Raw genomic sequence first — 24,940 nt, forward strand, 5'->3', positions numbered from 1 at the left:
TAAAGCGGGAAAAGACGTCTGATTTCAGGCCCCAACCTGCGGCAAAAGTCTTTCGTTTGGCGTCCGTATTCCAATACGTCCGCCACAAAGCACTATCGGCCGGTTCATCTTCAATGTTAGTGGTATGTTTCAGCTAAAGCGCTTAAGCGTGGACCCACCAGCGGACTCAGCCACTGACCACGAAACAGGCGCGCAACTGGCCACAGTCGGGGAACAGTTGGGAACTGTTGGGGAACAAGGGCTTGGGGGTCCATAAATTGAATCGCGCCGAACGCAATGCCCTGGTGGTGGAGAACCTGCCGCTGGTCGGTTATCTTGTCTCCGAAGTCTGTGCAAAGGCCACGCATCTCTCGCGTGATGACCTGGCATCGGCCGGTGCCATTGCCCTGATTACGTCCGCCGATTCCTTTGATCCGGAACTGGGCGTGCCCTTCGGGGCCTATGCCCGCCGACGCATCGTCGGCGCCTTCGCGGATGAAATGCGTTCCAATGACTGGGCCACGCGTTCAGCCCGCCGCCGGATCAAGGAAACCCTCGCGGTGAAGGAAACCCTCACGGGTGCCCTTGGCCGCACCCCGAACGTGGATGAGCTTGCCTCCGCCCTGGGAGTGGACCGCACAGTGGCCGAGGAAGCCCTGTCGGATGCTTCCCGCACGGTGTCCAGCCTGGATGAATCGGTCACGGATTTCCTCATCGCGGACATGCCGTCGCCGGAGGGTTCCCTGCTGGCCTCCGAACGGTTGAAGTACCTGAACGCCGCCGTCGCCGCCCTGCCGGACAAGATGCGCTATGTCGTGGAAGAGATTTACTTCCACGACCGTTCGGTCAAGGAAATAGCCGAAGAACTGGGCAGCACCCATTCGGCTGTATCCCAGCAGCGGTCCGAGGCGGTCCGCCTCCTCCGCGACGGCCTGGGCACGCACTACTCGGATACCGCAGCCGCCCCGGAGTTGCAGTCCCGGATTGCACCGGCCCGCCGCAGCGCCTACCTTGCCTCGGTGGGGGACCGCACGGCCGGCGGCATCACCCGGCACCACCTGGCACCCGCACTTCCCGGCGCGCAGGCCTTTATGCCGGGGCTTTCCGGTGTCCCGGGCCGGCCGGCGGCGTTCAAGCCCGCCGCCTCGTAGGAACAGAGCCGGACGGGTTTCCGGCAGAAATTCTTTTTCAGAACTCCTAACCCCCCTCGGTGCTCCGCCGATAGCTATGGTTGCAGGCCCACGGAAGGGCCTGTTAGTACGGCCCACTCACGGAGGAATACATCATGGGTTTCACAATCAACACCAACGTTTCGTCGCTCAACGCGATGCGCAACCTGAACCTGAACCAGACGAACCAGGCCAAGTCGGTGGAGCGCCTCTCCAGCGGTATGCGCATCAACCGTGCGGCTGACGACGCTGCAGGCCTGGCCATCTCGGAAGGCCTGAAGAACCAGGTGTCCGGTCTGACCCAGGCCGGCCGCAACGCCCAGGACGGCATCAGCCTCATCCAGACCGCTGAAGGCGCCCTGACCGAGGTCCACAACATCCTGAACCGTATGCGTGACCTGACGGTCCAGGCTGCCAACGATACGAACAACACTGAGTCGCGCACCGCGATCAAGTCCGAAGTTGATGAACTGAAGTCGGAACTGGACCGCATCACCACGTCCACCAACTTCAACGGCATTCAGCTGCTTGGGCCGGGCGCAGGTGAAGGCGACGACGCGAAGCCGCTGGCAGCCACGCTGAAGATCCAGGTAGGCGCTGCTGCCAACGAGACCATCGACATCACGCAGGCCAACGTCGCCGCCACGCTGGACACGCTCGCCGAGGGTCTGGGAGATCTTGATACCCAGGCTTCTGCCGCTACCGCGACTGAGGCACTGGACGTGGCTATCAAGGCCACTTCCGACCAGCGTGCCGACCTTGGTGCACAGCAGAACCGTCTGGAGTCCGCTTCACGCTCCATCGCGGTGTCCGTGGAGAACCTCTCCTCGGCCAACTCCCGCATCCGCGACACGGACATGGCAGCGGAAATGGGTAACTTCACCAAGTCCCAGATCCTCTCCCAGGCCGCAACCGCGATGCTGGCCCAGGCCAACCAGATGAACTCCGGCGTTATGTCGCTCCTGCAGTAGTAGGAAGGCACCACCAGATTCATCAGCAGTAACCGCAGAGCCGGCAGGTGGATGGCCGCTGGCGGCGGGGAAACATGACTTGGACCTCACGCTTCCCGCCGCCAGCCCATTCCCTGCCTTCTGCTTGCCGCCGGCTTTACCGGCAGGACCTTCCAGCAGGACTTCTCAAGGAGCATTTCCATGGCGCTAGGCATTGACGGGCTGATCAGCGGCATCGACACCACCGCCATGATTGCGGATCTGATGAAGATCGAAGCGCGTCCGCAGGCGATGCTCAAGCAAAAGGTCGAAACCAACAAGCTCTTCGCCACGGCCCTGCAGAACCTGAACACCAAAATTGCCTCCCTGACCGAAGCTGCGGGCAAGATTGCCAAGGCAGGCGGAACCGACCGCTACACCGCCGTCACAGGTTCGGACACGGTTCGGGCAACGGTTAAGGACGGTGCCGCCGCCGGGTCGCTGGATCTCACCGTGAACAAGCTGGCCACCGCGCAGGTCTCCCTGTCCGGAGCCATGGCCGCCTGGCCCAACGGGGACGCCCTCGCCATCTCCGCCAACGGCACCATCACCGAGCTGGACACCGCAGGCAAGAGCCTGGATGAGGTCATCAGCACCGTCAACAAAGCCAACCTGGGCGTCACCGCCGTCAAGATCGCCGCAGGCAGCGTGGACGGCGTGCAGCAGTACCGCATGCAGTTCACCGCCGCAGCCACCGGGGCCGCAGGCGCATTCACCGTCTCCCAGAAGGGCACCGACCTGGGTGCCATCCGCGCCGGCTCCGACGCCGAGGTCACCCTCTGGGCCGGCGTCGCCGGTGCGGAAACAAAAATCACCTCGGCCACCAACACCTTCGCGAACCTGATGCCCGGCGTCGACATCACCGTCTCCGCCGTGTCAGCCGACCCGGTCACAGTGTCCGTGAGCCTGGACGCCAAAGCGATCTCCGACGTCGCGGCCTCCCTGGTTGCCAGCCTCACCGACGTGTTCACCTACATCGACCGGAACTCCGCCGTCAGCGTCGACACCTCGAACGGCGTCACCAAGACCGTCGGTGGAGTATTCACCGGAGACTCGGCCACCCGCTCCCTGAAGCAGTCCATCATGGACGCCGCCACCGGCGCGCTGGAGGGGAGTTCGACGTCGGCCATCGGCATCACCCTCACCAAGAACGGCACCGTCGAGTTCGACGCCGAGAAGTTCACCGCCGCCCTCGCGGCGGATCCGGAAAAGGCCCAGGCCGCGCTGGGCGCCATTGCCGCCCGCGTCGAAACCGCAGGGAAGACGGCGTCGGATAAGTATGACGGCTCCATCACCAAGCGGATCACCAGCCAGGAGTCCATGGTGAAGTCCCTCAACACCCAGGTGGAGGACTGGGACCGCCGGCTGGCGTCCCGGGAGTCCACGCTGAAGCTGATCTGGACCAACCTTGAGGTCAAGCTCGGTTCGCTCAACAGCCAGATGGACTGGCTCACCGGCCAGATCGACTCCCTCTCCGCCAACTCGAGTAAGAAGTGACCGTGAACTACGGACTTGCCGCCAAACGCGCCGAATATGCACGTAATGCCGTACTCTCGGCCTCGCCCGCTCGGCTCCTGATCATGCTGTATGACCGGCTGCTGCTGGACCTTGCCCGGGCCGAAACCGCGCAGCAGAACGCCGACTGGCCGGTCGCCTCGGAAAACCTGCTGCATGCCCAGGCCATCATTACCGAACTGCTGGGCACGCTGAAAACGGAGGTCTGGGAGGGCGGGGACAACCTGCACGCCCTGTACACGTACTCCCTGTCTACCCTGATGAATGCCAACATCGGCCGGGACGCAAAGCTGACCCGCGAGTGCATCGACCTGCTGGAACCGATCCGTCTGGCCTGGCATGAAGCAGCGGCCCAGCTTCCGGCCGCCGGGGCAGCACCTGCCGCTGCCGGGACGCAGGGAGGGGTGCTCGGTGTCGGCTGAATCGGCAGAGCCCTTCCGCAGCGCCGAGGAGCTGGCCAACATTGCGTTGTGGGAAATGGTCCTCACGCAGCTCGAAGACAACCTCGAGTCCTTCCTCGAAGGACAGTCCCTCACGGAACAGGCCCGCGGGGTAGCGGCGGATTGGGAGCCGCCGGCCGAACTCGGCCCGCTTCCGGAGGAGCTCCTGACCCGTGCCCGGATGCTGTCCAAGGCGCAGGCCAGGGCCTATGCCCAGCTGAGGAATGAATCCAGGAGCAATCGAAAACAAAGCATGCTTTTGAGCAGTGTTTCCGGACCGTCCCCGGCGCCTGTTTACCTTGAGATTGACGGCTGACCGCAGGGCAAAATACCAAGCGTGCTTTCGAAATCCGAATACGAAGGTTGCTTGCTAAATAAAAAAGCAAAGGGTACTTGTCTTTTTCGCGTAAGTACCCGCAAAAACCGAAAAAATTACTCGGCACCCCGCTTACATTTATAAGCGGGGTGCCGATAACCATTAACGAGCATGGATAGCTCGTGAATGAGGCCACGGATCGGCCGCACTGTCCCTTTAGCGAGAACTGGGTTTCACTGTGTTCGATTCCGTCTCCTCCATTGCGCTGCAAAGCGCCCTGGACGGTCTTGCCCTGCGCCAGCGTGCCATCGCGAACAACATCGCGAATGTGAACACCCCCGGCTACCGGGCCCAGCGCGTCTCCTTTGAAGATGCCCTCGCCAAATCGGTGAAGGCCGGCGACGGAGCTGCCGCCCCCACCACCTCGCGCTCCCTTGAGCCCACCCGCCTGGACGGCAGCAACGTCAACCTGGACACCGAGACGCTGTCCAATATCGACACCGTGCTGCGCTACCAGTTCGCCACCCAGGCCGTCGGCGGGGAAGCGAACTCCCTCCGCACGGCATTGAGGACCAACTAATGACTTTCGATGCCATCGGCATTGCCGCAACCGGACTGAGCACCCACCGCAAGTGGCTGGACGCCGTTTCCGACAACCTCGCCAACGCCAACAACGTCTCCAGCACCGACGGTGCTGCCTTCCAGGCCCGCTACGTCGTAGCCCAGGAGAGCCAGGACGGAAGCGGTGTCCGCGTTGCGGGCGTCGAGTACGGCGATGCGGAGGGCCGGGTGGTCTACCAGCCGGACCACGCCCTCGCCGATGCCGAAGGCTACGTCCGCTACCCGGACATTGACCTGTCAGAACAAATGGGCAACCTGATCCTCGCCCAGCGCGGCTATGAAGCAAACGCCGCCGTGGTTGACCGTGCCAAGAGCACATACGAAGCCGCCCTCCAGATTGGACGCTCCTGATGCCCGTACCCCCCATCGCCGCCGTCGGCGCCACCACGCCCACGACCTACGTGGAAGCCGTACAGCCTGCAGTCTCCACGGACGGCTCCTCCTTCGCCGCGCAGCTCACCGGAGCCGTGGACAACGTCACGGCACTGTCCGCCGAATCGAAGACGCTCGCCGTCCAGGCCGTGACCGGCGACCTGGATGACATCCACGCCGCCACCATCGCCTCCACCCGGGCCTCCGTCACGCTGGAACTTGTCGCCGCGGTGCGGAACAAGGGCGTTGACGCGTTCAACGAGATTATGCGGATGCAGGCCTGATGCCCGGACCCATGAGCGCCATGACCGGCCGGCTGGGCAAGACGGTGGGTCAGTTCACCCTGGCGCAGAAGACCATCGCCATTATCGGTATTGCCGTGGTGGCCCTCGGCATTGCCCTGCTTGCTTCCTGGTTGACCAAGCCTGCCTACACCCCGCTGTTCTCCGGACTGGAGGCGACGGATGCCAATAGCATTGTGGAACAGCTCAAGACCGACGGCGTTCCCTACGAGGTCGCCAACGGCGGCGGAACCATCATGGTCCCCGAGGAACACGTGTACGACCAGCGGCTCAAGGCCGCCGGCGCCGGCCTGCCGTCCGAATCCAGCGGCGGGTACTCCCTGCTGGACGAAATGGGCGTCACCTCCTCGGAGTTCCAGCAGTCCGTCACCTACAAGCGGGCCTTGGAAGGCGAAATCGCCAAGACCGTGGGCGCCATCGACGGCGTGAAGAACGCCTCCGTGCAGCTGGCCATCCCCGAAGACACCGTGTTCGTGTCGGAAAAGGCCGATCCCACGGCCTCCGTGTTCGTGGAAACGCAGAACGGGACCACGCTCAGCGCGGACCAGGTTTCCGCCATCGTGCACCTGACCTCGGCATCGGTGGACGGCATGCAGTCCACCGACGTGGCCGTCATCGACGCCGCCGGCACCGTGCTCTCCGCCGTCGGCACCGGCACCACCGGCTCGGCGGACAAGCAGGCCACCGACTACGAGGAGCGCGTCACCGCTTCCGTGCAGACCATGCTGGACCGGGTGGTGGGTCCGGGCAACGCCACGGTTGCCGTCGCCGCGGACATGAACTACGAATCCGCCAACCGCGTGGAGGAATCCTTCACCGCCCCGCAGGACACGCCGGCCCTGAACGAATCCACCAGCACCGAGGAATACACCGGCGGTGCCGACGGCGGCGCGGCAGGCATCCTGGGCCCGGACAACATTGCGGTGCCCAACGGAGGAAACGACGACGGCGCCTTCCGCAGTGAATCCAGCACCAAGAACAACGCCGTGAACAAGGTGACCGAAACCCGGGACATCCCGGCCGGTTCCCTGAACCGGCAAACGGTCTCCGTGGCGCTGAACACCAATGCTGCCGCCGGACTGAACGTGGCCGACCTGGAAGCACTGGTCGCCACCGCCGCCGGCATCAACGCCGAACGCGGGGATGAGATCACGGTGGAAATGGTGTCCTTCAACGCGGACGGTGCCACCAGCGCGCAGGACGCACTGGCCGACGCGCAGGCGGAAGAAGAAGCCGAACGCCGGGCCCAGATGATCCAGATGGGCATCATCGTGGCCGGCGTTGTCCTGGTGGTCATCCTGGCACTGGTGGCCTATGCCATGCGCTCCCGCCGGCAGAACCGCGAAGCCATCGACATCGGCGAACTGCCCGAGCTGGACCCCCTGGCGCCGGCGGCCGGCCTCACCATGCTGAGCGAACCCGCCCCGCCCGTCTCCACGGATACCGCCTCCATGCAGATTGTTGCCGCCGCCGTGGACCAGGACCGCAAGCGGGCCGAACTCGACGCACTGGCAGCACAGGATCCGGTCCGCACCGCTGACTACCTGCGCAACCTCATGGAGGACACCCGAGCATGACGGACGTCGCCACCGCCCCGGCCACACTGCCCTTCGCCGCGGCTTCGAACGGGTCCCTTGCCTTGGCCGCGGCCCAGCCAGATGCCGGACTTGGCACCCTGACCGGCACCCAGAAGGCTGCCATCGTCTTGATGCAGCTGGAAACATCCCGGGCTGCCGTGGTCATGCAGCAGTTCACCGAGGCCGAGGCGCAGGCCATCGCGGCGGAGATCGTCCGGCTCCGCCGGGTTGATTCCTCCGTGGCCGAGGAAGCAATCAGCGAGTTCTACGAAATGACCGTTGAGGGCCGACGTCGCGCCCACGGCGGCCGGGACGTCGCCATGGGACTGCTCGAAGCATCCTTCGGCGTGGAACGCGCCTCCGGCGTGATGGAACGCCTGACCTCCTCGATGGCGGGCAAGTCCTTCGAATTCCTCGAAACCGCCGAGCCCAACCAAGTGATTTCGCTGCTGGACGGTGAATTGCCGCAGACCATCGCGCTGGTCCTGGCGCACATGCGTCCCCAGCGTGCCTCGGCAGTGCTGACCGGACTGAGCGCGGAGCTGCGCACCGACGTCGCCCAGGCGATTGCCACCATGGCCCGCGCTACCCCCGAAGCCGTACGGGTGGTTGCCGAAACGCTGCGCGCCCGCGCATCTGCCCTGGGCGCCGCCCGTGAGGCAACCGATGCCATCGGCGGCGTGCAGCCCCTGGTGGAAATCATCAACCGTTCCGATGCCGTCACCGAACGCGCACTGCTCGAAGCCCTCGAAGAACGCGATCCGGAGCTGGCAGAAGAGGTCCGTTCCCGGATGCTCACCTTCGGAGACCTGGTCAAGCTCGAACGCCGGGATGTGCAGCTGGTGCTGCGCGGCATCGACGTCGGCACCCTGGCCCTGGCGATGAAGGGCGCCACCGAGGCGGTGCTGGATGCCATCCGCACCAACGTCTCCGAACGCAACCGCGAACTGCTCGACGACGAAATCAAGGTTTCCGGTCCGGCCCGCCTCTCGCAGGTGGAAGAAGCACGCGCCAACATTGTCCGGGCCATCCGTGAAATGGAAGCCCAGGGCATTATCGAGGTGCACCACGCGGACGAGGAAGAATATGTCTACTGACGAGCAGACGTTCTCGCGCCTGGTGTACACCTCCCTCGGCGCGCAGGACGAAGCGCAGCTCAACGCGCAGGTGGAAGCGCGCGGCCACGCAGCCGGTTACGCCGCCGGCCTGCGGGCCGCCGCAGCGGACACCGACCTGCTGCGCCGCACCCTGCGGGAGCAATACGACGACGAAATGCGCCGCGGCCAGGAACGCATCGACCGGAGCCTTTCCGCACTGAACTCCGCGGTGTTCAGCCTCGAAGGCCGCACAGTCGCCCTGGTTACCGATATCCAGGACGCGCTGGCTGCCGCAGCACTCGAGCTGGCCGAGGCGCTGCTGGGCCGGGAGCTGTCCTCCGGCGACACCTCCGCCCGCTCGGCGCTGGCCCGTGCCCTGGAAGGCGTGGACACCGACCTGGTGCAGCGCGTACGCATGCATCCGGTGGACCTCGCATCCCTGGACGAGGACACGCTCCGCCGTGCCCGGGTGGAGTTCGTGGGCGACGCCGGCCTGCAGCGGGGCGATGCCGTCACCGAGTTCCCGGACGGCTACCTGGACGCTTCGCTCAGCTCCGCCATCGAGCGTGCCCGCGCCGCGCTGCTGGGGGATGAATCATGACCGCCACCGCCTGGCGCCCGCGTGCCGACCGTTTTGCGGCAGCCGTGCGCTCCGCCGCACCGCAGCGGGTGGGCCGGGTGTCCTCCGTCCTGGGCCTGAGCATTGAAATCGCCGGCCTGGACTGCGGCGTGGGCGACCTGGTGTCCATTGGAAACCCCGGGTCCGAAGTGGACGCCGAAGTGGTGGCGGCCACCCGTGACGGCATCCGCTGCATGCCCTTTGGCCGGCTCGCCGGCCTGACCGCCGGAACCCCGGCACGCTCCAAGGGCACCCCGCTGCTGGTCCCCACCGGCACCGGGCTGTTCGGCCGGGTGCTGGACGGCCTGGGCCGGCCCATCGACGGCAAGGGCCCGTTGCAGGCGGAAGCCTTTGTGCCGTTGGACCACGAAACCCCCTCCGCCATGCTGCGCACCCGGATCAATACCCCGTTGCAGCTGGGCGTCCGCGCGATGGACACCCTCACCACCGTGGGCCGCGGCCAGCGCATGGGCCTGTTCGCCGGCTCCGGCGTCGGCAAGTCCTCGCTGCTGTCCATGATCGCCCGCGGCACGGATGCCGAAGTGTCCGTGATCGCGCTGGTGGGGGAGCGGGGCCGCGAAGTCCGCGAGTTCCTCGAAGACGACCTGGGCGCCGAGGGCCTGGCCCGGTCCATCGTGGTGGTCTCGACGTCGGACGAACCCGCACTCATGCGCCTGCGCGCCGCGTTCGTGGCCACCCGCATCGCCGAATCCTTCCGCGACCGCGGGGCCGACGTCATGCTCATGATGGACTCGTTGACCCGCGTGGCCATGGCCCAGCGTGAAATCGGCCTGTCCGTCGGCGAACCGCCGGCCACCCGCGGCTATCCGCCCTCGACGTTCTCCCTCCTCGCGCAGCTGCTTGAGCGCGCCGGCACCGGCGAACGGGGGTCGGTCACCGGCATGTACACCGTGCTCGTGGACGGCGACGACCATAACGAGCCCATTGCCGACAGCGCCCGTTCCATCCTCGACGGCCACGTGGTCCTGGACCGCAAACTGGCCGTCTCCGGTCATTTCCCCTCCATTGACGCCTTGGCCTCCATTTCCCGCGTTGCCTCCCGGGTCAACCCGCGCGAACGCAGCGACGCTGCCTCCACGCTGCGCCGCGTGATGGCAGCGCGGAAGGCAGCGCAGGACCTGCTTGACGTCGGTGCCTACCAGCGCGGATCCAACCCCTTGGTGGACGCCGCCGTGGACAACCAGGACGCCATTAACGCCTTCCTGCAGCAGCGCATGGATGAGCAGACCCCGGCCGAAACCGCGTGGACCCAGCTGCATAACCTCACCCGGATGCTGGGGGTTTCCTGATGGCACGTAGTTTTCCCTTGGCCGGCCTGCTCCGGCTGCGCCAGCTGCAGCAGGACCGGGCCGCAGGCGAACTCGCAGCGGCAAACGTCCGCGTGCGGGAAACCCGCGAAGCCCGTGCAGAGGCCTACGCCGCCCTCGAAACCTCCGAGAGTGAGGCCGTGGATGCGGCGACCATGAACGCGATTGCGGCCGCCCGGGCCTCCTCGCGGAGCATGCTTGCCGATCTGGAGGCGCTGGGGACGCGCCGGGCCACGGAAGTGGAGACGGCACGCGCGGAGTTCTCTGCCGCGCGGGCCCGCTCGGTGGGCCTGGAAAAACTTGAAGGCAAGTTCGCCGAGGCCGAAGCCGCCGAGGACCTGCGCACCGAACAAACCATCCTGGATGAACTTGCCGGCTCTACCTGGCACCGCCGGCAGAAGGAAGCCACCTCATGAGCATGACGGACGCCCTCGGGCGGATCGAAGAAATCCGGAGCACGCTGAGCCAGCTCTCCGGGACAACCGCGGCAAAGGCCGCCGCTGCGACCTCCGGGGCCTCCGGGGCGGACTTCGCCTCCACCCTGTCCTCGCTGACTCCGGCGGCATCGACGGGCATGGACACCGGTACCACTGGAACGGCGGCTGACGGCAAGGTGCTCGACGCTGTCCAGAAATACCTGGGCCTGCCCTACATCTGGGGCGGCAACGACCCGGCGCAGGGGTTTGACTGTTCTTCCTTCGTGCAGAACGTCTACAAGGACCTGGGCTACACGCTGCCGCGCGTCACCTGGGACCAAATGAACTCGGGGACGCAGGTAGCTTCCATGGCCGAGGCGCAGCCCGGGGACCTTCTTTTCAGCCACGACGGCGGACACGTTTCCATTTACCTGGGCAACGGAAAGGCGGTGGATGCCCCGCAGCCGGGCCAGACCATCGCCATCCGCGACGCGTGGGAAACCGACGCCAATATCACCACTATCCGCCGCATCCTGCCGGCGGAATCCGCCGGGACGGGAGCCGGTGTTGCCGGCGGCGCCGCCGGACTCTCCGATCTGGTCGCGTCCGCCCGTGCAGCGCAGGCAGCCATGATGGGATCGGCAGCATGAGCGTGTCCACCGGGATGACGCATCCCGCTTCCGGTGCTGCTTCCGGAGCGGCCGTTGTGGGTCCCGTCCCTTCCGGGGCCGGGGCGGACGGGTTCGGCACCTCGCTTGAGGAAGCAATTGCCGCTTCGACGCCGGCCTTGCCGGAGACGAAACCTTCCGCGGCACCCGGCGCCGACCAGGAGACCGGCGGGAAGCCCGGAACCGTTTTCCCGGTGCACGCCGGACTCGTGGATCCTTCTGCAGCGCCCGCAGCAGCAACGCAGTTCCCGGTTGGGACCGGTCTGACCGGCCTGGCGGGCCCGCGTGCGGAAACCACGGCGGCGGGTTCTGCCGTGAATGATGCGGCTGCCGACCTCGGCGTCCCTGCCGGAATATCCTCACCGGCTACCGGTGAACCCGCCGCCCGCGCTGTGTCCACCGCGCCCGCCCCCGCTGTGGACACCGCTTCCGCCACCGGCGCCGCTCCCGCCATTGGCGTCCCTCCGGCTGCTGCCGGAACCGCCGGAATCCCGGTTGCCGGGACCGCTGCCTTGTATCCGTCCACTGCTCCGGCGAGCACGGCCACTCCCGCCGCCGTTGCGTCTGCGGCGGCGGGACCCGTCACCGCAGGTGCCGCAGCCGGTACCCTCAGTGCGGCCACGGGGGCCGGCAACAGCGTCATCAGCTCGGGTGAGGCCACCGTGGGCAGCCCGGCCATGGTGCCGGAAGCAGCCGCCGTCGCCGGCACCCTGCAGCCGGCGGGGCAGGCGAAGGCCGGTGGAGCGGGTGCCGCCAAGGCGGCTGCCTCCGGAGCCACCCTGTCCGCCAATGCCGAGGGTGCAGGGCCCGGGGATGTACGGCAGTCAGGTGCTGCTGCACCAGCGGGCACGGAGCCCCTGATGCCCGACCGCGCCGCCCCCGTTTCCGGCCTGCCCGCCGGTGTTCCGTCCGATGTCTGGAGGAACCCGGGGGTTCACACACCGGCCTTCACGGGGACGTCCGCTGCTGAGGCCGTTGCCCCCGAAACCGCACGCACCGGCGCTGCTACCGTCGCCGCGGTTGAAGCCCCGGCCGCAGGCCCCGTCACTCCTCTTTCCCCGCTGCCGCCCCAAACGCCTGTCTCCGGTGCGGCCGCAATGCCTGCGGTGCCTGTCTCCGCCCCCGCACCGGCCGCCCCGGCGCTGCTGCCCCAGGTGTCCCAACCGCTGTTTTCCCTGGGGCAGGCCCCGCAGGGAGAGCACGTGATGACACTGAGCATCACCCCGGACAACCTCGGCCCGGTCACGGTGCGTGCCCACGTGGGCGCCGACGGAGTGCGGATCGAGCTTTTCGCGCCGTCCGATGCCGGCCGGGAGGCACTGCGGACCCTGATGACGGACCTGCGCCGGGACCTTGCCGGTTCGGGAATGAACGCGCACCTCTCGCTCTCCGGCCAGGACGGCCCGGGCGGGGGCGCGGAGCGGCGGGACAGCGGCGGAACGCAGCGGGAAGCGGCTCCGGCCGCCCCGCCGGACCCCGAGCGGGCCCCGACAGAGCCCGTTCCACGCACTTACCGGCCCGGAATCCCGGCGTCGGCATCGACCATAGATTTCCTGGCCTAGAAAAGGAGACCACGTGCCCGTAGAAGCAGTAGCGGCATCCGGCGGCATCGCCACCACGGCGACCACCCGTGCGCCCAAACAAACCATGGACAGCGAGGTTTTCATGCATTTGCTGGTCACCCAGCTGCGCAACCAGGACCCCAGCTCGCCCATGGACACCAATGAGATGATCACCCAGACCACCCAGCTGGCGTCCATGGAGCAGCTCACGGCCATGGCGAAGATGGATGAAGAAAACTTCTCCCTGCAGATGCGCATTGCCGCCGCTGCCCTCATCGGCCAGACCGTCACCTATACCAATGACGAGGGCGTGTCCGTCACCGGAACCGCCAAGTCAGTCTCCTATGCCGCCGGCGTCCCGACCGTCAACATCAACGGCGAGGATGTCCTGCTGGACCGCATTTCCGGCGTTGTCGACGCAGAAGCGTCCCCGGCTCCCGACGAACCCACAGCAACCGCATAACCCTCCCTCCCGGCACCACCACAGCTGAAAGGCGCCATCATGCTTCGCTCCCTGTACTCCGGTATCTCCGGACTCCGCTCGCACCAGACCATGCTCGATGTCACCGGCAACAACATCGCCAACGTGAACACCACGGGTTACAAGGCCAACGCCGTCCAGTTCCAGGACACCCTGTCCCAGCTGACCCAGGGAGCCACGGCCCCCGGCGCCAACAACGGCGGCGGCAACCCGGCGCAGGTGGGTCTCGGCGTCCTGGTTTCCGGCATCACCACCAACTTCACGCAGGGTTCGGCACAGGCCACCGGCCGGGCCGAGGACCTGATGATCAACGGCGAGGGGTACTTCATCACCCGCCAGGGCACCACCTCCACCTATACCCGCGCCGGTGCATTCAATGTGGACGGAGAGGGCCGCCTGGTTTCCACGGACGGCGGCATCGTCCAGGGCTGGACCGCCAACGCAGACGGCACCCTGAACACCGGCGGCGCAGTGGGCAACATTGTCCTGCCCGACGGTGCCATCGTCCCGGCATCGGCTACCAACGAAGCGGCCATGACCGGCAACCTGCCCTCCGAAACGCCTGAAGGCGGCACTATTGTGCGCGACATGGACGTGTACGACGCCAACGGCAACACCTCGGTGGTTCCCCTGACCTTCACCCGCACCAGTGACGGCTGGAGCGTCAGCGCGAAGGACGGGGAACCGGTGAACCTGGCCTTCGGCAACGGCGCCCAGCCCGACGCCAACGCCGACACCATTACCGTGGACGGCGTGACCGTGAACCTCACCGGGCTCACCAGCTACGCCGGCGTCAACACGGCCTCCGTCACCAGCAACGGCCGCAGCGCCGGCACGCTCGAGTCCTTCTCCATCGGCAAGGACGGCACCGTGATCGGTTCCTTCACCAACGGTGCCAAGCAGGCCCTGGCCCGCATCGCCGTCGCCACCTTCACCAACTCCGCGGGCCTGGAAAAAGCCGGAAACTCCAGCTACACGGCTACGGTGAACTCCGGCGAGCCCGTGATCGCCGGACCCGGCGAGGCCGGTGCCGGCGGCATCGGCAGCGGCATGCTGGAAATGTCCAACGTGGACCTCTCCCAGGAATTCACCAACCTGATCGTGGCCCAGCGCGGGTTCCAGGCCAACGCCCGCATCATCACCACCTCAGATGAAGTGCTCCAGGAACTGACCAACCTCAAGCGCTAGCCTCCGCTACCGGACGGCCCCGGCTGCAGCATCTGCAGGCGGGGCCGTTGTGCGTCCGGTGCCCCCGGATGCAGTTGCCCGGTGCAGCTTCCTAACGACGGCGCCGCAGCGGCCGAGAGTAGGGGTGAGGGCCTATCTGAGTCCTGCGGATCCAGCCAGGACGGGGCAATGATTGTTCTTACGCGTCTGAATGATGCCCAGTTCGCGATCAACCCTGACCTGATCGAACGGATCCACTCCAATCCGGACACCACCCTGGTCATGGTCGACGGCGCGAAATACATCGTGACGGAGAGCATGCAGGATGTCATTGACCGCATCGCGGCCTACCGGGCACAGGTGATTTCCATGGCGCGGGACATCCCGCCGAGGGCGCGGACCCTGGGCCTCGTACCCGATGCTGTTCCCGCGGCCCCGGATAAGGCTCCCACCAGCAAGACAGTGCCCCTTCGCCCTAGGAACGACTAATGGATCCAGCAACAATTATCGGCTTAGTCCTCGCCTTCGGGTCGCTTTACGCCATGATCACCCTTGAAGGCGCCCACGTGTCCGCGCTCCTGCTGCCGGCGCCAATGATCCTCGTCTTCGGTGCCACCATTGCGGTGGGGCTGGCAGGGGGAACCCTCAAAGACTTCATCCTGTCCTTCAAGTCCCTGCCCCGGGCCTTCACGGGCAAGACCCCCAATCCGCAGGAGACCATTGACCGGGTGGTACTGCTGGCTGAGAAGGCCCGCAGCGACGGTCTCCTCTCCCTCGAGCAGGACGCCGCCGAAGTCGAAGACCCCTTCCTGCGCACGGCACTGCAGAACATCGCCGACGGCACCGACGGCGAGGAGCTGCGCACGCTGCTCGAAGACGAAATCGCTACGAAGGCGGCCACGGACAAGATCGCAGTGAAGTTCTTCAACGGACTGGGCGGCTATGCGCCCACCATCGGCATTATCGGAACGGTTGTCTCGCTGACCCACGTCCTGGAGAACCTCTCCACCCCGGACCACTTGGGACCGATGATCGCCACTGCCTTTGTTGCGACCCTCTGGGGCCTGCTTTCCGCCAACTTCATCTGGCTGCCGATCAGTACCCGGCTCAAGCGGCTGGCGGACCTCGAAGCGGATGAAATGAACCTGTTGATGGAAGGTGTCCTGGCCCTCCAGGCCGGCAGCCAGCCGCGCCTGCTCGGAGAGCGGCTTCGCGCCATGGTTCCCGCCCACGCCCTGGGCGGCAAGGCTGACAAGGCGGACAAGGACGACGCCGCAGACAAGGTCCAGGACGCAGCGTGAGCACCAAGCGCCGGCGCCCCAAGCAGCAGGAGGAGGACGAGCACCCGGACGAACGCTGGATGGCCTCCTATATGGATATGGTCACCGTGCTGATGTGCATGTTCATTGTCCTGTTCGCAATGTCCACGGTGGACCAGAAGAAGTTCGAACAGCTCAAGGAATCCCTGGCCACCGGGTTCGGTGCCGAGGAGAGCAATACGGTGGACACTGCCGTGGGCATCGTCGTGCCTCCCGAGAAGGTGGACAGCGAGGAAACCGTCGAGCCGGATGCGGCCCTGGCCGCGAAGGAAGTCGATGACCTCCTCGCACTGCAGGAGGCCATTCACGCCGGGCTGCAGGAAAAGGGCCTGGATGAGGCCGTCCGCTTCGAAATGGATGAGCGCGGCCTGACCATCCGCCTGGTCAGCTCGGATATGTTCTTCGCTCCGGATCTGGCCGACCTCACCGACCAGGCCGTCGAGGTGCTGGACACAGTGGGTCCCGCGCTGGCGCCCACCACCTACCAGGTCTCGGTGGAAGGCCACACCGCCCAGGTCCGCCAGTTCGCCGACGACGCCTTGGATTGGGAACTGTCCTCGTCCCGTTCCGTGAACGTGCTGCGCTACCTCGTTTCCGGCGGGGGAGTGAAGCAGGACCAGATCAAGGCAGTGGGCTACGGCGAATCGCGTCCCCTGACCCCGGGCCGGGACGCCGCTGAACGCGCGCAGAACCGGCGGGTGGACATAGTGGTCCTGTCCGGGCAAAGCGAAGACGTCCGCTCACTCATCCCCGGAATCGTGGCGGAGCGCGGGGACGCGGCAGGCACCTAGCAGCTCTCCTTACACAGCCGGTGCACGTGCCGATAGTGCGGGGTGTGATGGTCCAAGATTCACCTTCCTTAGCCATGCCCGCGAAAGCAAAGCCCGTAGAGGTCTATGACTTCAGCAGGCCCACCACGCTGGCCCGTGAGCATGCACGTGTCCTGGAAATGGCGTTCGACACCTTTGCCCGCCAGTGGGGCACGCAGCTGACCGCCAAGGTACGGGTCCTTTCGCAGGTGACCTCAGAGGAAGTCCAGGTGCTGAGCTACGACGAATACGCCGCTTCCCTCCCGGACAACACGGGCATGGTGCTTTTCAACATTGCCACCACCTCCGCCAAGGCCGTCATCCAGTTCCCCATGGCCGCAGCACTGTCCTGGGTGGGGCACATGCTCGGCGGCACCGGCTTCCAGACGGCCCCGGAACGCAAATTCACCCATATCGAGCAGGCCCTGCTGGGCAAGATCATGGATGACGCCGTAGAGGACCTGCACTATTCCCTGGGACACCTGCTCTCGGCCCCCCTGATGCTGTCTTCGGTCCAGTACAACTCGCAGTTTGCCCAGGCAGCCGCCTCCGGGGACCCCATGATCGTGGCCACGTTCGAGATGGTGGTGGGTGAAACCACTGCCCCCGCCACGGTGGCCATTCCCGCGGCCGCCCTGCTGCCGCAGCTTGACCCGCTGGGAGCCCAGTCCACCAACGCCACGCCGGCGGAACTTATCCAGCAGCAGCTCACGCACGTGCCCGTGAAAGTGTGCCTGCAGCTGGAACCCATCGTGGTCAAACCGGCGATGGTGCTCAACCTAGCCGTAGGGGACGTCCTGAATCTCGGACACCCCCGCCACCGCCCGCTGAACGTCACTGTTGACGGACAGACCCTGGCCCAGGCCGCCGTCGGAGCCAGCGGGTCACGTCTTGCCGGCAGCATCGTCAGTATCGAGGAGAAGTAACCCATGTCCAGCCCCCACAGCCTGCACGCCGACGCCGTTTCCGCTCTGGTCCGCGGCCTGCCCACCCCCCTTGTCCTGGAACCCATCCCGCACAACGGCGCCGGCGTCCCGGCGTCGCACGCCGCCACAGCGGTGACGGCGTCCTTCGTGGGCACCGAATCGGCGGACCTCGCGCTGGTCCTGGACAGCTCCTCGCCCCTGGCCGACGTCGCCGGCACCGACTCGGCGCTCGTCTCGGCCGCAGACGTGCTGCGTCCCTCGCTCGAGGCCGCCAGCGCCACACTGGGGGTCGGCGTGCTCGGCGAGGCCCGCACGGAAGACGCATCCGCCCTCTTCGCGGACCCGGACAGCGTGGTCTTCGAACTCCGGTCACCCGAGGGCACCGCCGGGTGGTTCGCTATCCGCCTGCGGGACACCCCGGGCAATCCTGCGGGAACCGCGGACCCGTCGATCATCGGCAAGATGGGCCGCATCAACAACATTGAAATGGCGTTGACGGTCGAGATCGGGCACACCCGCATGTCCGTGCGCGACGTCCTGAACCTCGAACCCGGCCGGGTCGTGGAGCTGGACCGCTCCGCAGGCGCACCCGCCGACATCCTGTTGAACGGACGGCTGATCGCCAACGGTGAAGTAGTCGTCATTGACCAGGACTACGCCGTGCGGATCACGAAAATCCTGGACGTGGTCGAGGGGCTCAATTAGTGGAGACACTGTTTCTGGGACTCCGTGTCCTGGTTTCCCTCGGCGCCGTGCTCGGACTCCTGTGGTTCCTGCAGCGCCGCTTTAGCCGCACCGTGGGCGGGGGAACGGCCCAGCCCGCCGTGCGCATCATCGGCCGCCAGCCGTTGAGCCCCAAGACCTCCCTCGTCACGGTGGAAACCGAGGGGAAGCGTCTCCTGCTCGGGGTGGCCGAGGGATCGGTAAACCTGCTCAACTCCGTGGACCTTCCGGCAGAATCCGACGCCGGTTTCGCTGCTTCACTCAAGGCAGCCGAAACCGCCGAACCCTCCCCGGCCGGCCCCGGCAGCCCCGACCCGTATTCCGCACTGCCCTCGCGCCGTACCGGACGCGGAGCCCACGCACTCCCGACCATGGCGCCCGTACCGGCAAAATCCGTGATGGCCGGCTCCATTCTTGCCCCCGAAACCTGGCGCCAGGCCGGCGCGGCCCTGCGCCGGGGACGCGAAAGGTGAGCGCCGCCGTCGACGTGCGCGGGAAACGGCACGCACTTACCGCGGCCGCTGCACTGTTCTTCGCCGTGGCTGCCCTGCTCCTGCTGGGGGCTGCCGCCGGGCACGCGACCACCTTTGATCCGCCGGCGCCCTCGGCCCCTGCCGAGCCGTCCGCTCCTGCCGAGCCCGACGACGGCGGCGGGCTGAGCATCGACATTAACGGCCAGGACGGCGGGCCCTCCACGGCCGTGACCACGCTGATCGGCATTACCCTGCTTTCGGTGGCGCCGTCCCTGCTGCTGATGCTCAGTTCCTTCACCAAGATCTTCGTGGTGCTGGCCATGACCCGCAACGCACTGTCGCTGCCGTCGATCCCGCCGAACCAGGTCCTCGCGGGGCTGGCGCTGTTCCTCTCGCTGTTCATCATGGCGCCGGTGATCAGCGAGATAAACACCATTGCCGTGCAGCCCTACCTCAACGGCGAGACCACCTTCGACACCGCCCTGGACACCGGTTCCGGGCCGCTGCAGCAGTTCATGCTCGCGCACACCCGCGAAGAGGACATTGCGCTGATGACCCGGGCGGCCGGGCAGGAAAACCCCGAAAGCCCGGAGTCCGTTCCGCTGACCACCCTGATCCCGGCGTTCATGATCTCGGAACTGCGGGCGGCGTTCATCATCGGGTTCGTGATCTTCGTGCCGTTCCTCGTCATCGACCTGGTGGTGTCCGCGGCGCTGATGTCCATGGGCATGATGATGCTCCCGCCCGTGATGATCTCGCTGCCGTTCAAGATCCTGCTGTTCATCCTCGTGGACGGCTGGGGACTGATCATCACGTCCCTGGTCAACAGTTACTCCGGCGGTACCTAGTGAATACCACCGCCGTCCTGGACATTGCCATGCAGGGACTCTGGGTTGCCGCCAAGCTTTCGGCCCCGGTGCTGATCACCGCGCTTGTGGTGGGGTTTGCCATCTCGCTGCTGCAGTCCATCACCCAGATCCAGGAAGTCACGCTTTCCTTCGTACCCAAGGCACTTGCCGTAGCCATCGCGCTGCTGGTGTGCGGACACTGGATGATTTCGGAAATCGTGTCCTTCACCCACGAAATGTTCGCAAGGATCCCGTCCCTGCTCGGCGGCGGCTAAATGAACATCACCCTTGACCAGGACTGGATCGAGGCGTTCCTGCTGGCCTCGGTACGGATGGTCGCCTTCCTCATCATCGCCCCGCCGTTCTCCTACAACGCGTTTCCGGCGCGGATCAAGGCGATGCTCGGGCTGGGACTGGGCTTGGCCATCGCCCCGCAGGTCAGCGAGGGGTACAGCGCGCTGGGTACCGGGGCGTTCTTCATGGCCATCGTGATGGAGCTGCTGGTGGGCTTCGTGCTGGGATTCCTCGTCATGGTGGTGTTCTCGGCGGTGCAGTCCGCCGGCAACCTGATCGATACCTTCGGCGGCTTCCAGCTGGCCCAGGCCTTCGATCCGCAGTCCATGGTCAACGGCGCCCAGTTCACGCGCGTCTTCCAGATCACCGCCCTGGCGCTGCTTTTCGCTTCGGACGGCTACCAGCTGATCATCGGCGGGCTGCTGCGCAGTTTCAGGGCGCTGCCGCTGACCGGCGGGCTGGACCTGTCCGAGCCGGTGTCCGCCCTGGCGGCAGCGGTATCGCAGATGTTCCTGGCCTCGGTGCAGATTGCCGGTCCGCTTCTGGTGGTCCTGTTCCTTGCGGACGCCGGCCTGGGCCTGCTGACCCGCGTGGCTCCGGCCCTGAACGCCTTTGCCCTCGGTTTCCCGCTGAAGATCCTGCTGACGCTGTCCCTGGCGTCGGTTGTCTTCCTGGCCCTGCCCCGCATCGTGTCCGGGCTGGTCTCCACCATCGAACGCGCGCTGACGGGGGTGGGATAAATGCCGGAACAGGATTCGGGGGAGCGGACCGAGCAGGCCACCGACAAACGGATGAAGGAGGTCCGGTCCAAAGGCCAGCTTTCGCGGTCGGAGGACCTCACTGCCTGGGTGGGCGTGGGCGCGGCCGCCCTGATGATGCCGCTGACGATCTCCCGCGGCTCCGAAGCGGCCGGCGGGATCCTGGCCGGCGTGGCCACCACCATTGCCAACCCCGATCCGGAATTCGCCCTCGCCCAGATGAACGAGGGGCTGGGCACCCTGGCCTTCATCCTGGGCCCGCTGCTCGGGGTGGTTGCCGCCGCCGTCCTGCTCACTGCCGCCGTGCAGGGCGGAATCCATGTGAAGAAATTCAAGGGCAAGTTCGAACAGTTCAACCTGGTCACCGGGCTCAAACGCGTTTTCGGCACCCAGGCCCTGTGGAACGGCGCGAAATCCCTGCTCAAGACCGCCGTAGTGGGACTGGTCCTGTACGCGGTGATCCAGCAACTGATGCCGGTGCTGATGTCGGCCGGGGGTCTGCCGGTCTCCGCCGTCCTGGAAGCTGCCGGAAACGGCACCGCCCTGCTGCTGCAGGCCGCCGTCGCCGCCGGCCTGGTCCTCGCCGCGGCGGACATCTTCGTGGTCATGAAACGCAACCGGAAACGGACCCGGATGACCAAGAAGGAAGTGAAGGATGAAAACAAGAACAGCGACGGCGATCCGCTGATCAAGTCGCAGCGGCGGTCCCGGCAGCTGGCCATGAGCCGGAACCGCATGATCGCCGCCGTGGCGGATGCCGACGTCGTCCTGGTCAACCCGACGCACGTGGCCGTTGCCCTGAAGTACGAGCCGGGCAAATCCGCACCCCGGGTCGTGGCGAAGGGGGCAGACCACATTGCCACCCGGATCCGTGCGGAGGCCGAGAAGCAGGGTGTGCCCATGGTCTCCGACATCCCGCTGGCCCGTGCCCTGCACAGCGCCTGCGAGCTGAACGCCGAGATTCCCGTGGAACTCTACAATGCCGTGGCCCGGGTCCTCGCCTTTGTTATGGCCCTGAAGCGGCGCGGCGCCGCCCGGGGCATGCACACCATGGCAGCCGCACCACCCGAACCCGGAACCACCCCACAACACCGTAAGGCCGCGTCGTGAACCGCAACCGCAACCTCCTGAAACTCGCCGTCCCCGTCGGGGTCATCGGCATCATCCTGCTGCTGGTGGTACCCGTCCCCGCCGCGCTGCTGGACGTGCTGATCATCATCAACATCCTGCTGGCGCTGGTGATCCTGCTGACCACCATGTTCGTACGCAAACCGCTGGACTTCTCGGTGTTCCCGTCCCTGCTGCTGGTCGCCACCCTGTTCCGGCTGGGCCTGAACGTGGCCTCCACCCGGCTGGTGCTGGGCGAGGGGTACGCCGGGCAGGTGATCGAAGCGTTCGGGCACGTTGCCGTGAACGGCTCGCTGATCATCGGCGCAGTAATCTTCCTGATCCTGGTCGTCATCCAGTTCGTAGTGGTGACCAAGGGCGCCGAACGTGTCGCCGAAGTCGGGGCGCGGTTCACGCTGGACGCCATGCCGGGCAAGCAGATGGCCATTGACGCGGACCTCAACGCCGGCCTGATCACCGACACCCAGGCCCGGGAACGCCGGGCCGAGGTCTCCGCGGAGGCGGACTTCTACGGTGCCATGGACGGTGCCTCGAAGTTCGTCAAGGGCGATGCGATTGCCGGGCTGATCATCATCATCATCAACCTCATCGGCGGCATCGCCATCGGGATGATTCAGCGCGGCATGTCCGTCGGTGAAGCGGTAAGCACCTACAGCCTGCTGACCATCGGCGACGGCCTGGTCACCCAGATTCCGGCGCTGCTGATGGCCGTGTCCACCGGGATGATCGTCACGCGGTCCAACGCCGAGGCGGACATGGGATCCACCGCCGGCGCGCAGCTTAGCCAGTCCCGCAACGCGCTGATGATTGCCGGCGCCGCGGCCATCGTGATGGCCCTGATCCCCGGCATGCCGAAGCTCTACTTCATCGCCATCGGTGCCCTGTTGATTTTTATCTCCTGGAAAATCAAGGCAAAGGAAGCCACCGACCAGGCCGAGTTGGACTCCGCGCAGGCGGCACTGGATGCTCCCGCCGCCTCCGAGACCACGGAGGACCTGATCGAACAGATGCGGGTCCATGCGCTGGAAATCCTGCTGGCACCCGACCTGGTGGACATTGTCACCGGCGGATCCGATGATCTCCTGGCCCGGGTGCGGTCACTGCGCCGCAAGATCGCCATGGAGCTGGGTATTGTGGTTCCACCGGTCCGCACGCGCGACAGCGTGGACCTGCCCCTGTCGACCTACGTCATCCGGATTGCCGGCGTGGAAGCCGGTCGCGGAGACGCCCCTGCGGGCAGGATCCTGGCCCTCGGGGACCACCTGGACGGCCTGCCGGGCGCAGCCACGGTGGAACCAGTCTTCGGCCTGGCCGGGAAATGGGTTCCCGCGGAAATGCAGCACGCCGCCGAGATGTCCGGGGCCACCGTGATCGACCGGGTCTCCGTGCTGGTCACCCACCTTTCCGCGGTGATCAGCGCCAACGCTGCCCGCCTGCTCACCCGCGAAGACGTCCGTGTCCTGACCGAAGGGGTCAAGCTGGTCAACCCCTCCGCCGTGGACGAACTCATCCCCAATGTGCTCTCCCTGGCCGAGGTGCAGCGCGTGCTCCAGGGCCTGCTGGCGGAACAGATCCCGATCAATGACCTCCCGCGGATCTATGAGTCGCTGCTGCTGCGGGCCAAGGTCTCGGCGGATCCGGAAGGGCTGATCGAGACGGCCCGGACGGCACTGGGACCGGCGCTGGCCGCCCAGTACATCGCCGACGGGGTCCTGCGAGTGATCATGATTGACCCGGCGTTGGAGCAGTCCATGCTCGAAGCGCTGCGGCCGTCGGACCAGGGAAGCCAGATCCTGCTCGACCCCGCACGGGTCGATGCCGTGCTGGCGTCATTGAAGAATGCCGTGGCTGCGGCAGAGAACGCCGGTTACAGCGCCGTGCTGGTCTGCGCCCCGGCGCTGCGTCCGGCGGTTCGGCGGCTGGTTTCCGCGCAGTCCGGCGGGGTGCCGGTGCTGTCCTATCAGGAGGCGACAGCGGGTAATGTCGGTATCGAGACTGTAGGGGTGGTGCGTGGAACCGAGACGATTTCAGCTTGAAGGGCCGTCGCTTGACGCCCTGAAAGCCCAGGTATTGGCCGAGCACGGCCCCCGGGCAAGGATTATTGCCGCGGAAAAGGTGACGGTGGGCGGGATTGGCGGTTTCCTGTCCCGCCAGCACTACGAAGTGACTGTGGAGCTGCCGCCCAGCGGCCGGCGTCGGGCTCCCGTGGAACCGGACCTGCCCAGCCGGACCGTGTCCGGCAAGGCGGGAATTTCGGCCTTGCTCGAAGAAGCGGAGCGGGTCGAATCCGGCCTGCGCCCCGCTCCCGCAGCGGCCCCGTCCCCGCCCGCCGTCTCCACCGGGTCCCACGCGTTCGCGGAACTGATGGACACCCTGGCCGCGAGCACCGGCACGCCGGCCCAGAGCCCGGTCCCGGTCCCTGCCCCGGTCCGGAATTCCGGCTGGATCAACCAGAGCCTGGAACCCCGGAGCCCGGAACCGGCTCCCGCCCCGCTCGACGGCGCCGGAGACCTGGTGATGGTGGTCGGCCTGGGCGACGACGCGCTGGAAGTCTGCCGGTCCATGGCGGACTTCACCGGCGCGGGCGCGGCAGCCGTCCGTGTGGCTGGAGTCCTGGAAACCGACGGCGTGGGCCGGGCAGCGGACCGGCGTGCCGTCGCAACCGCGCGTGCAGCAGGCGTGATGGCGGGCCACAGCATCTTCCTCGCCTACGGGTTGGGTCGTTCCGGCACCGAGATGGGCAGGCATTCAACACTGATTTCCGCCCTCGCCGCCGATCAGGTGTGGGTGGCGGTCGACGCAGGCCGGAAGCCGGAAGACACGGCAGCCTGGGTGGGTGCGGTGCGTTCCGCCGCGGCAGTGGATGCCGCTGCCGTCGAGGGGATCGACACCACCGGTACCCCGCAGTCCGTCAACGCGCTGGGCCTGCCCATCGGCTGGCTCGACGGCGGCCCCTCGCCCGTACCGGTGCTCTGAGGCACTGGCCGCCGGCCCCCGCACTGCGGGCCGTTCAGGCACGCGGCAACGGCCCCGGCGTGGGGTAG

At 66.6% G+C, this 24,940-nt stretch carries 29 protein-coding genes; all 29 read left to right on the forward strand.

The genetic code is table 11. The features are described from left to right. Positions 1 to 257 precede the first annotated feature (257 nt). The 29 genes from AC5RT8_RS15760 (at position 258) to AC5RT8_RS15900 (ending at position 24,872) form a co-directional block, all read left to right on the forward strand. A complete protein-coding gene (locus AC5RT8_RS15760; protein ID WP_494096660.1) occupies positions 258 to 1,130 on the forward strand; it encodes a sigma-70 family RNA polymerase sigma factor in 873 nt (290 codons plus the stop codon). Between the two features lie 134 nt (positions 1,131 to 1,264). Continuing rightward, positions 1,265 to 2,119, forward strand: coding sequence for a flagellin N-terminal helical domain-containing protein (locus AC5RT8_RS15765; RefSeq protein WP_494096661.1), 855 nt, complete (start codon positions 1,265 to 1,267; stop codon positions 2,117 to 2,119). 180 nt (positions 2,120 to 2,299) lie between these two features. Further along, positions 2,300 to 3,634 carry a flagellar filament capping protein FliD gene (gene fliD / locus AC5RT8_RS15770; protein WP_494096662.1) on the forward strand — a complete coding sequence of 445 codons (1,335 nt, stop codon included), beginning with the start codon at positions 2,300 to 2,302 and terminating at the stop codon, positions 3,632 to 3,634. A 2-nt stretch (positions 3,635 to 3,636) separates the two neighbouring features. After that, entirely contained in the window at positions 3,637 to 4,074 is a 438-nt protein-coding gene (gene fliS / locus AC5RT8_RS15775) for a flagellar export chaperone FliS (RefSeq protein ID WP_494096663.1), read from the forward strand. After that, positions 4,064 to 4,408 carry a hypothetical protein gene (locus AC5RT8_RS15780; RefSeq protein WP_494096664.1) on the forward strand — a complete coding sequence of 115 codons (345 nt, stop codon included), beginning with the start codon at positions 4,064 to 4,066 and terminating at the stop codon, positions 4,406 to 4,408. Before fliS ends, AC5RT8_RS15780 begins: the two co-directional genes overlap by 11 nt. A gap of 238 nt (positions 4,409 to 4,646) precedes the next feature. Continuing rightward, positions 4,647 to 4,988, forward strand: a complete 342-nt coding sequence (locus tag AC5RT8_RS15785) for a flagellar basal body rod protein FlgB (RefSeq protein ID WP_494096665.1) — start codon at positions 4,647 to 4,649, stop codon at positions 4,986 to 4,988. Beyond that, positions 4,988 to 5,380, forward strand: a complete 393-nt coding sequence (flgC, locus tag AC5RT8_RS15790) for a flagellar basal body rod protein FlgC (protein WP_494096666.1) — start codon at positions 4,988 to 4,990, stop codon at positions 5,378 to 5,380. Before AC5RT8_RS15785 ends, flgC begins: the two co-directional genes overlap by 1 nt. Beyond that, positions 5,380 to 5,685, forward strand: a complete 306-nt coding sequence (gene fliE, locus AC5RT8_RS15795; protein ID WP_494096667.1) for a flagellar hook-basal body complex protein FliE — start codon at positions 5,380 to 5,382, stop codon at positions 5,683 to 5,685. Before flgC ends, fliE begins: the two co-directional genes overlap by 1 nt. 11 nt (positions 5,686 to 5,696) lie before the next feature. Then, entirely contained in the window at positions 5,697 to 7,280 is a 1,584-nt protein-coding gene (gene fliF, locus AC5RT8_RS15800) for a flagellar basal-body MS-ring/collar protein FliF (protein ID WP_494096668.1), read from the forward strand. After that, positions 7,277 to 8,377: a flagellar motor switch protein FliG gene (gene fliG, locus AC5RT8_RS15805; protein WP_494096669.1), complete on the forward strand. Its 1,101-nt coding sequence runs from the start codon at positions 7,277 to 7,279 to the stop codon at positions 8,375 to 8,377. The genes fliF and fliG overlap by 4 nt, the downstream gene beginning before the upstream one ends. Then, a complete protein-coding gene (locus tag AC5RT8_RS15810; protein WP_494096670.1) occupies positions 8,367 to 8,978 on the forward strand; it encodes a FliH/SctL family protein in 612 nt (203 codons plus the stop codon). The genes fliG and AC5RT8_RS15810 overlap by 11 nt, the downstream gene beginning before the upstream one ends. Next, positions 8,975 to 10,306 (forward strand): FliI/YscN family ATPase, encoded by a 1,332-nt coding sequence (locus AC5RT8_RS15815; protein WP_494096671.1) that lies wholly within the window; start codon positions 8,975 to 8,977, stop codon positions 10,304 to 10,306. Before AC5RT8_RS15810 ends, AC5RT8_RS15815 begins: the two co-directional genes overlap by 4 nt. Then, a complete protein-coding gene (locus tag AC5RT8_RS15820) occupies positions 10,306 to 10,740 on the forward strand; it encodes a flagellar FliJ family protein (protein WP_494096672.1) in 435 nt (144 codons plus the stop codon). Before AC5RT8_RS15815 ends, AC5RT8_RS15820 begins: the two co-directional genes overlap by 1 nt. Next, the gene (locus AC5RT8_RS15825) at positions 10,737 to 11,390 is read left to right on the forward strand and encodes a C40 family peptidase (RefSeq protein WP_494096673.1); all 654 of its coding nucleotides are present in this window, start codon (positions 10,737 to 10,739) and stop codon (positions 11,388 to 11,390) included. Before AC5RT8_RS15820 ends, AC5RT8_RS15825 begins: the two co-directional genes overlap by 4 nt. Further along, entirely contained in the window at positions 11,387 to 12,970 is a 1,584-nt protein-coding gene (locus tag AC5RT8_RS15830; protein WP_494096674.1) for a flagellar hook-length control protein FliK, read from the forward strand. Before AC5RT8_RS15825 ends, AC5RT8_RS15830 begins: the two co-directional genes overlap by 4 nt. Before the next feature lie 13 nt (positions 12,971 to 12,983). Then, positions 12,984 to 13,433, forward strand: coding sequence for a flagellar hook assembly protein FlgD (locus AC5RT8_RS15835; protein ID WP_494096675.1), 450 nt, complete (start codon positions 12,984 to 12,986; stop codon positions 13,431 to 13,433). Between the two features lie 39 nt (positions 13,434 to 13,472). After that, entirely contained in the window at positions 13,473 to 14,639 is a 1,167-nt protein-coding gene (locus tag AC5RT8_RS15840; protein ID WP_494096676.1) for a flagellar hook protein FlgE, read from the forward strand. 168 nt (positions 14,640 to 14,807) lie between these two features. After that, entirely contained in the window at positions 14,808 to 15,107 is a 300-nt protein-coding gene (locus AC5RT8_RS15845) for a flagellar FlbD family protein (RefSeq protein WP_494096677.1), read from the forward strand. Then, positions 15,107 to 15,919 (forward strand): motility protein A, encoded by an 813-nt coding sequence (locus tag AC5RT8_RS15850; RefSeq protein ID WP_494096678.1) that lies wholly within the window; start codon positions 15,107 to 15,109, stop codon positions 15,917 to 15,919. Before AC5RT8_RS15845 ends, AC5RT8_RS15850 begins: the two co-directional genes overlap by 1 nt. Then, positions 15,916 to 16,728 carry an OmpA/MotB family protein gene (locus AC5RT8_RS15855; protein WP_494096679.1) on the forward strand — a complete coding sequence of 271 codons (813 nt, stop codon included), beginning with the start codon at positions 15,916 to 15,918 and terminating at the stop codon, positions 16,726 to 16,728. Before AC5RT8_RS15850 ends, AC5RT8_RS15855 begins: the two co-directional genes overlap by 4 nt. Positions 16,729 to 16,802: 74 nt before the next feature. Next, positions 16,803 to 17,672: a flagellar motor switch protein FliM gene (locus AC5RT8_RS15860; RefSeq protein WP_494096680.1), complete on the forward strand. Its 870-nt coding sequence runs from the start codon at positions 16,803 to 16,805 to the stop codon at positions 17,670 to 17,672. A gap of 3 nt (positions 17,673 to 17,675) precedes the next feature. After that, positions 17,676 to 18,377, forward strand: coding sequence for a flagellar motor switch protein FliN (gene fliN / locus AC5RT8_RS15865; protein WP_494096681.1), 702 nt, complete (start codon positions 17,676 to 17,678; stop codon positions 18,375 to 18,377). Then, complete coding sequence (locus AC5RT8_RS15870; RefSeq protein WP_494096682.1) at positions 18,377 to 18,868, forward strand: FliO/MopB family protein; 492 nt, start codon at positions 18,377 to 18,379, stop codon at positions 18,866 to 18,868. The genes fliN and AC5RT8_RS15870 overlap by 1 nt, the downstream gene beginning before the upstream one ends. Then, positions 18,865 to 19,716, forward strand: coding sequence for a flagellar type III secretion system pore protein FliP (gene fliP, locus AC5RT8_RS15875; protein ID WP_494096683.1), 852 nt, complete (start codon positions 18,865 to 18,867; stop codon positions 19,714 to 19,716). Before AC5RT8_RS15870 ends, fliP begins: the two co-directional genes overlap by 4 nt. Next, positions 19,716 to 19,991: a flagellar biosynthesis protein FliQ gene (gene fliQ / locus AC5RT8_RS15880; RefSeq protein ID WP_494096684.1), complete on the forward strand. Its 276-nt coding sequence runs from the start codon at positions 19,716 to 19,718 to the stop codon at positions 19,989 to 19,991. Before fliP ends, fliQ begins: the two co-directional genes overlap by 1 nt. Continuing rightward, entirely contained in the window at positions 19,992 to 20,750 is a 759-nt protein-coding gene (locus AC5RT8_RS15885) for a flagellar biosynthetic protein FliR (protein WP_494096685.1), read from the forward strand. Next, entirely contained in the window at positions 20,751 to 21,878 is a 1,128-nt protein-coding gene (locus AC5RT8_RS15890; RefSeq protein WP_494096686.1) for an EscU/YscU/HrcU family type III secretion system export apparatus switch protein, read from the forward strand. Continuing rightward, on the forward strand, positions 21,875 to 23,932 hold the full coding sequence (locus tag AC5RT8_RS15895) for a flagellar biosynthesis protein FlhA (RefSeq protein WP_494096687.1): 2,058 nt from the start codon (positions 21,875 to 21,877) through the stop codon (positions 23,930 to 23,932). The genes AC5RT8_RS15890 and AC5RT8_RS15895 overlap by 4 nt, the downstream gene beginning before the upstream one ends. After that, complete coding sequence (locus AC5RT8_RS15900) at positions 23,907 to 24,872, forward strand: hypothetical protein (protein WP_494096688.1); 966 nt, start codon at positions 23,907 to 23,909, stop codon at positions 24,870 to 24,872. Before AC5RT8_RS15895 ends, AC5RT8_RS15900 begins: the two co-directional genes overlap by 26 nt. Positions 24,873 to 24,940: the final 68 nt, after the last annotated feature.

This window comes from Arthrobacter sp. Ms25 (genome assembly GCF_059090365.1).

Coding starts and splice junctions, on each gene's coding strand:
- AC5RT8_RS15765 (WP_494096661.1), top strand. CDS start 1,265: ATGGGTTTCACAATCAACACCAACGTTTCGTCGCTCAACGCGATGCGC.
- fliD (WP_494096662.1), top strand. CDS start 2,300: ATGGCGCTAGGCATTGACGGGCTGATCAGCGGCATCGACACCACCGCC.
- flgC (WP_494096666.1), top strand. CDS start 4,988: ATGACTTTCGATGCCATCGGCATTGCCGCAACCGGACTGAGCACCCAC.
- fliE (WP_494096667.1), top strand. CDS start 5,380: ATGCCCGTACCCCCCATCGCCGCCGTCGGCGCCACCACGCCCACGACC.
- fliF (WP_494096668.1), top strand. CDS start 5,697: ATGAGCGCCATGACCGGCCGGCTGGGCAAGACGGTGGGTCAGTTCACC.
- fliG (WP_494096669.1), top strand. CDS start 7,277: ATGACGGACGTCGCCACCGCCCCGGCCACACTGCCCTTCGCCGCGGCT.
- AC5RT8_RS15810 (WP_494096670.1), top strand. CDS start 8,367: ATGTCTACTGACGAGCAGACGTTCTCGCGCCTGGTGTACACCTCCCTC.
- AC5RT8_RS15815 (WP_494096671.1), top strand. CDS start 8,975: ATGACCGCCACCGCCTGGCGCCCGCGTGCCGACCGTTTTGCGGCAGCC.
- AC5RT8_RS15820 (WP_494096672.1), top strand. CDS start 10,306: ATGGCACGTAGTTTTCCCTTGGCCGGCCTGCTCCGGCTGCGCCAGCTG.
- AC5RT8_RS15825 (WP_494096673.1), top strand. CDS start 10,737: ATGAGCATGACGGACGCCCTCGGGCGGATCGAAGAAATCCGGAGCACG.
- AC5RT8_RS15830 (WP_494096674.1), top strand. CDS start 11,387: ATGAGCGTGTCCACCGGGATGACGCATCCCGCTTCCGGTGCTGCTTCC.
- AC5RT8_RS15840 (WP_494096676.1), top strand. CDS start 13,473: ATGCTTCGCTCCCTGTACTCCGGTATCTCCGGACTCCGCTCGCACCAG.
- AC5RT8_RS15845 (WP_494096677.1), top strand. CDS start 14,808: ATGATTGTTCTTACGCGTCTGAATGATGCCCAGTTCGCGATCAACCCT.
- AC5RT8_RS15850 (WP_494096678.1), top strand. CDS start 15,107: ATGGATCCAGCAACAATTATCGGCTTAGTCCTCGCCTTCGGGTCGCTT.
- AC5RT8_RS15860 (WP_494096680.1), top strand. CDS start 16,803: ATGCCCGCGAAAGCAAAGCCCGTAGAGGTCTATGACTTCAGCAGGCCC.
- fliN (WP_494096681.1), top strand. CDS start 17,676: ATGTCCAGCCCCCACAGCCTGCACGCCGACGCCGTTTCCGCTCTGGTC.
- AC5RT8_RS15885 (WP_494096685.1), top strand. CDS start 19,992: ATGAACATCACCCTTGACCAGGACTGGATCGAGGCGTTCCTGCTGGCC.
- AC5RT8_RS15890 (WP_494096686.1), top strand. CDS start 20,751: ATGCCGGAACAGGATTCGGGGGAGCGGACCGAGCAGGCCACCGACAAA.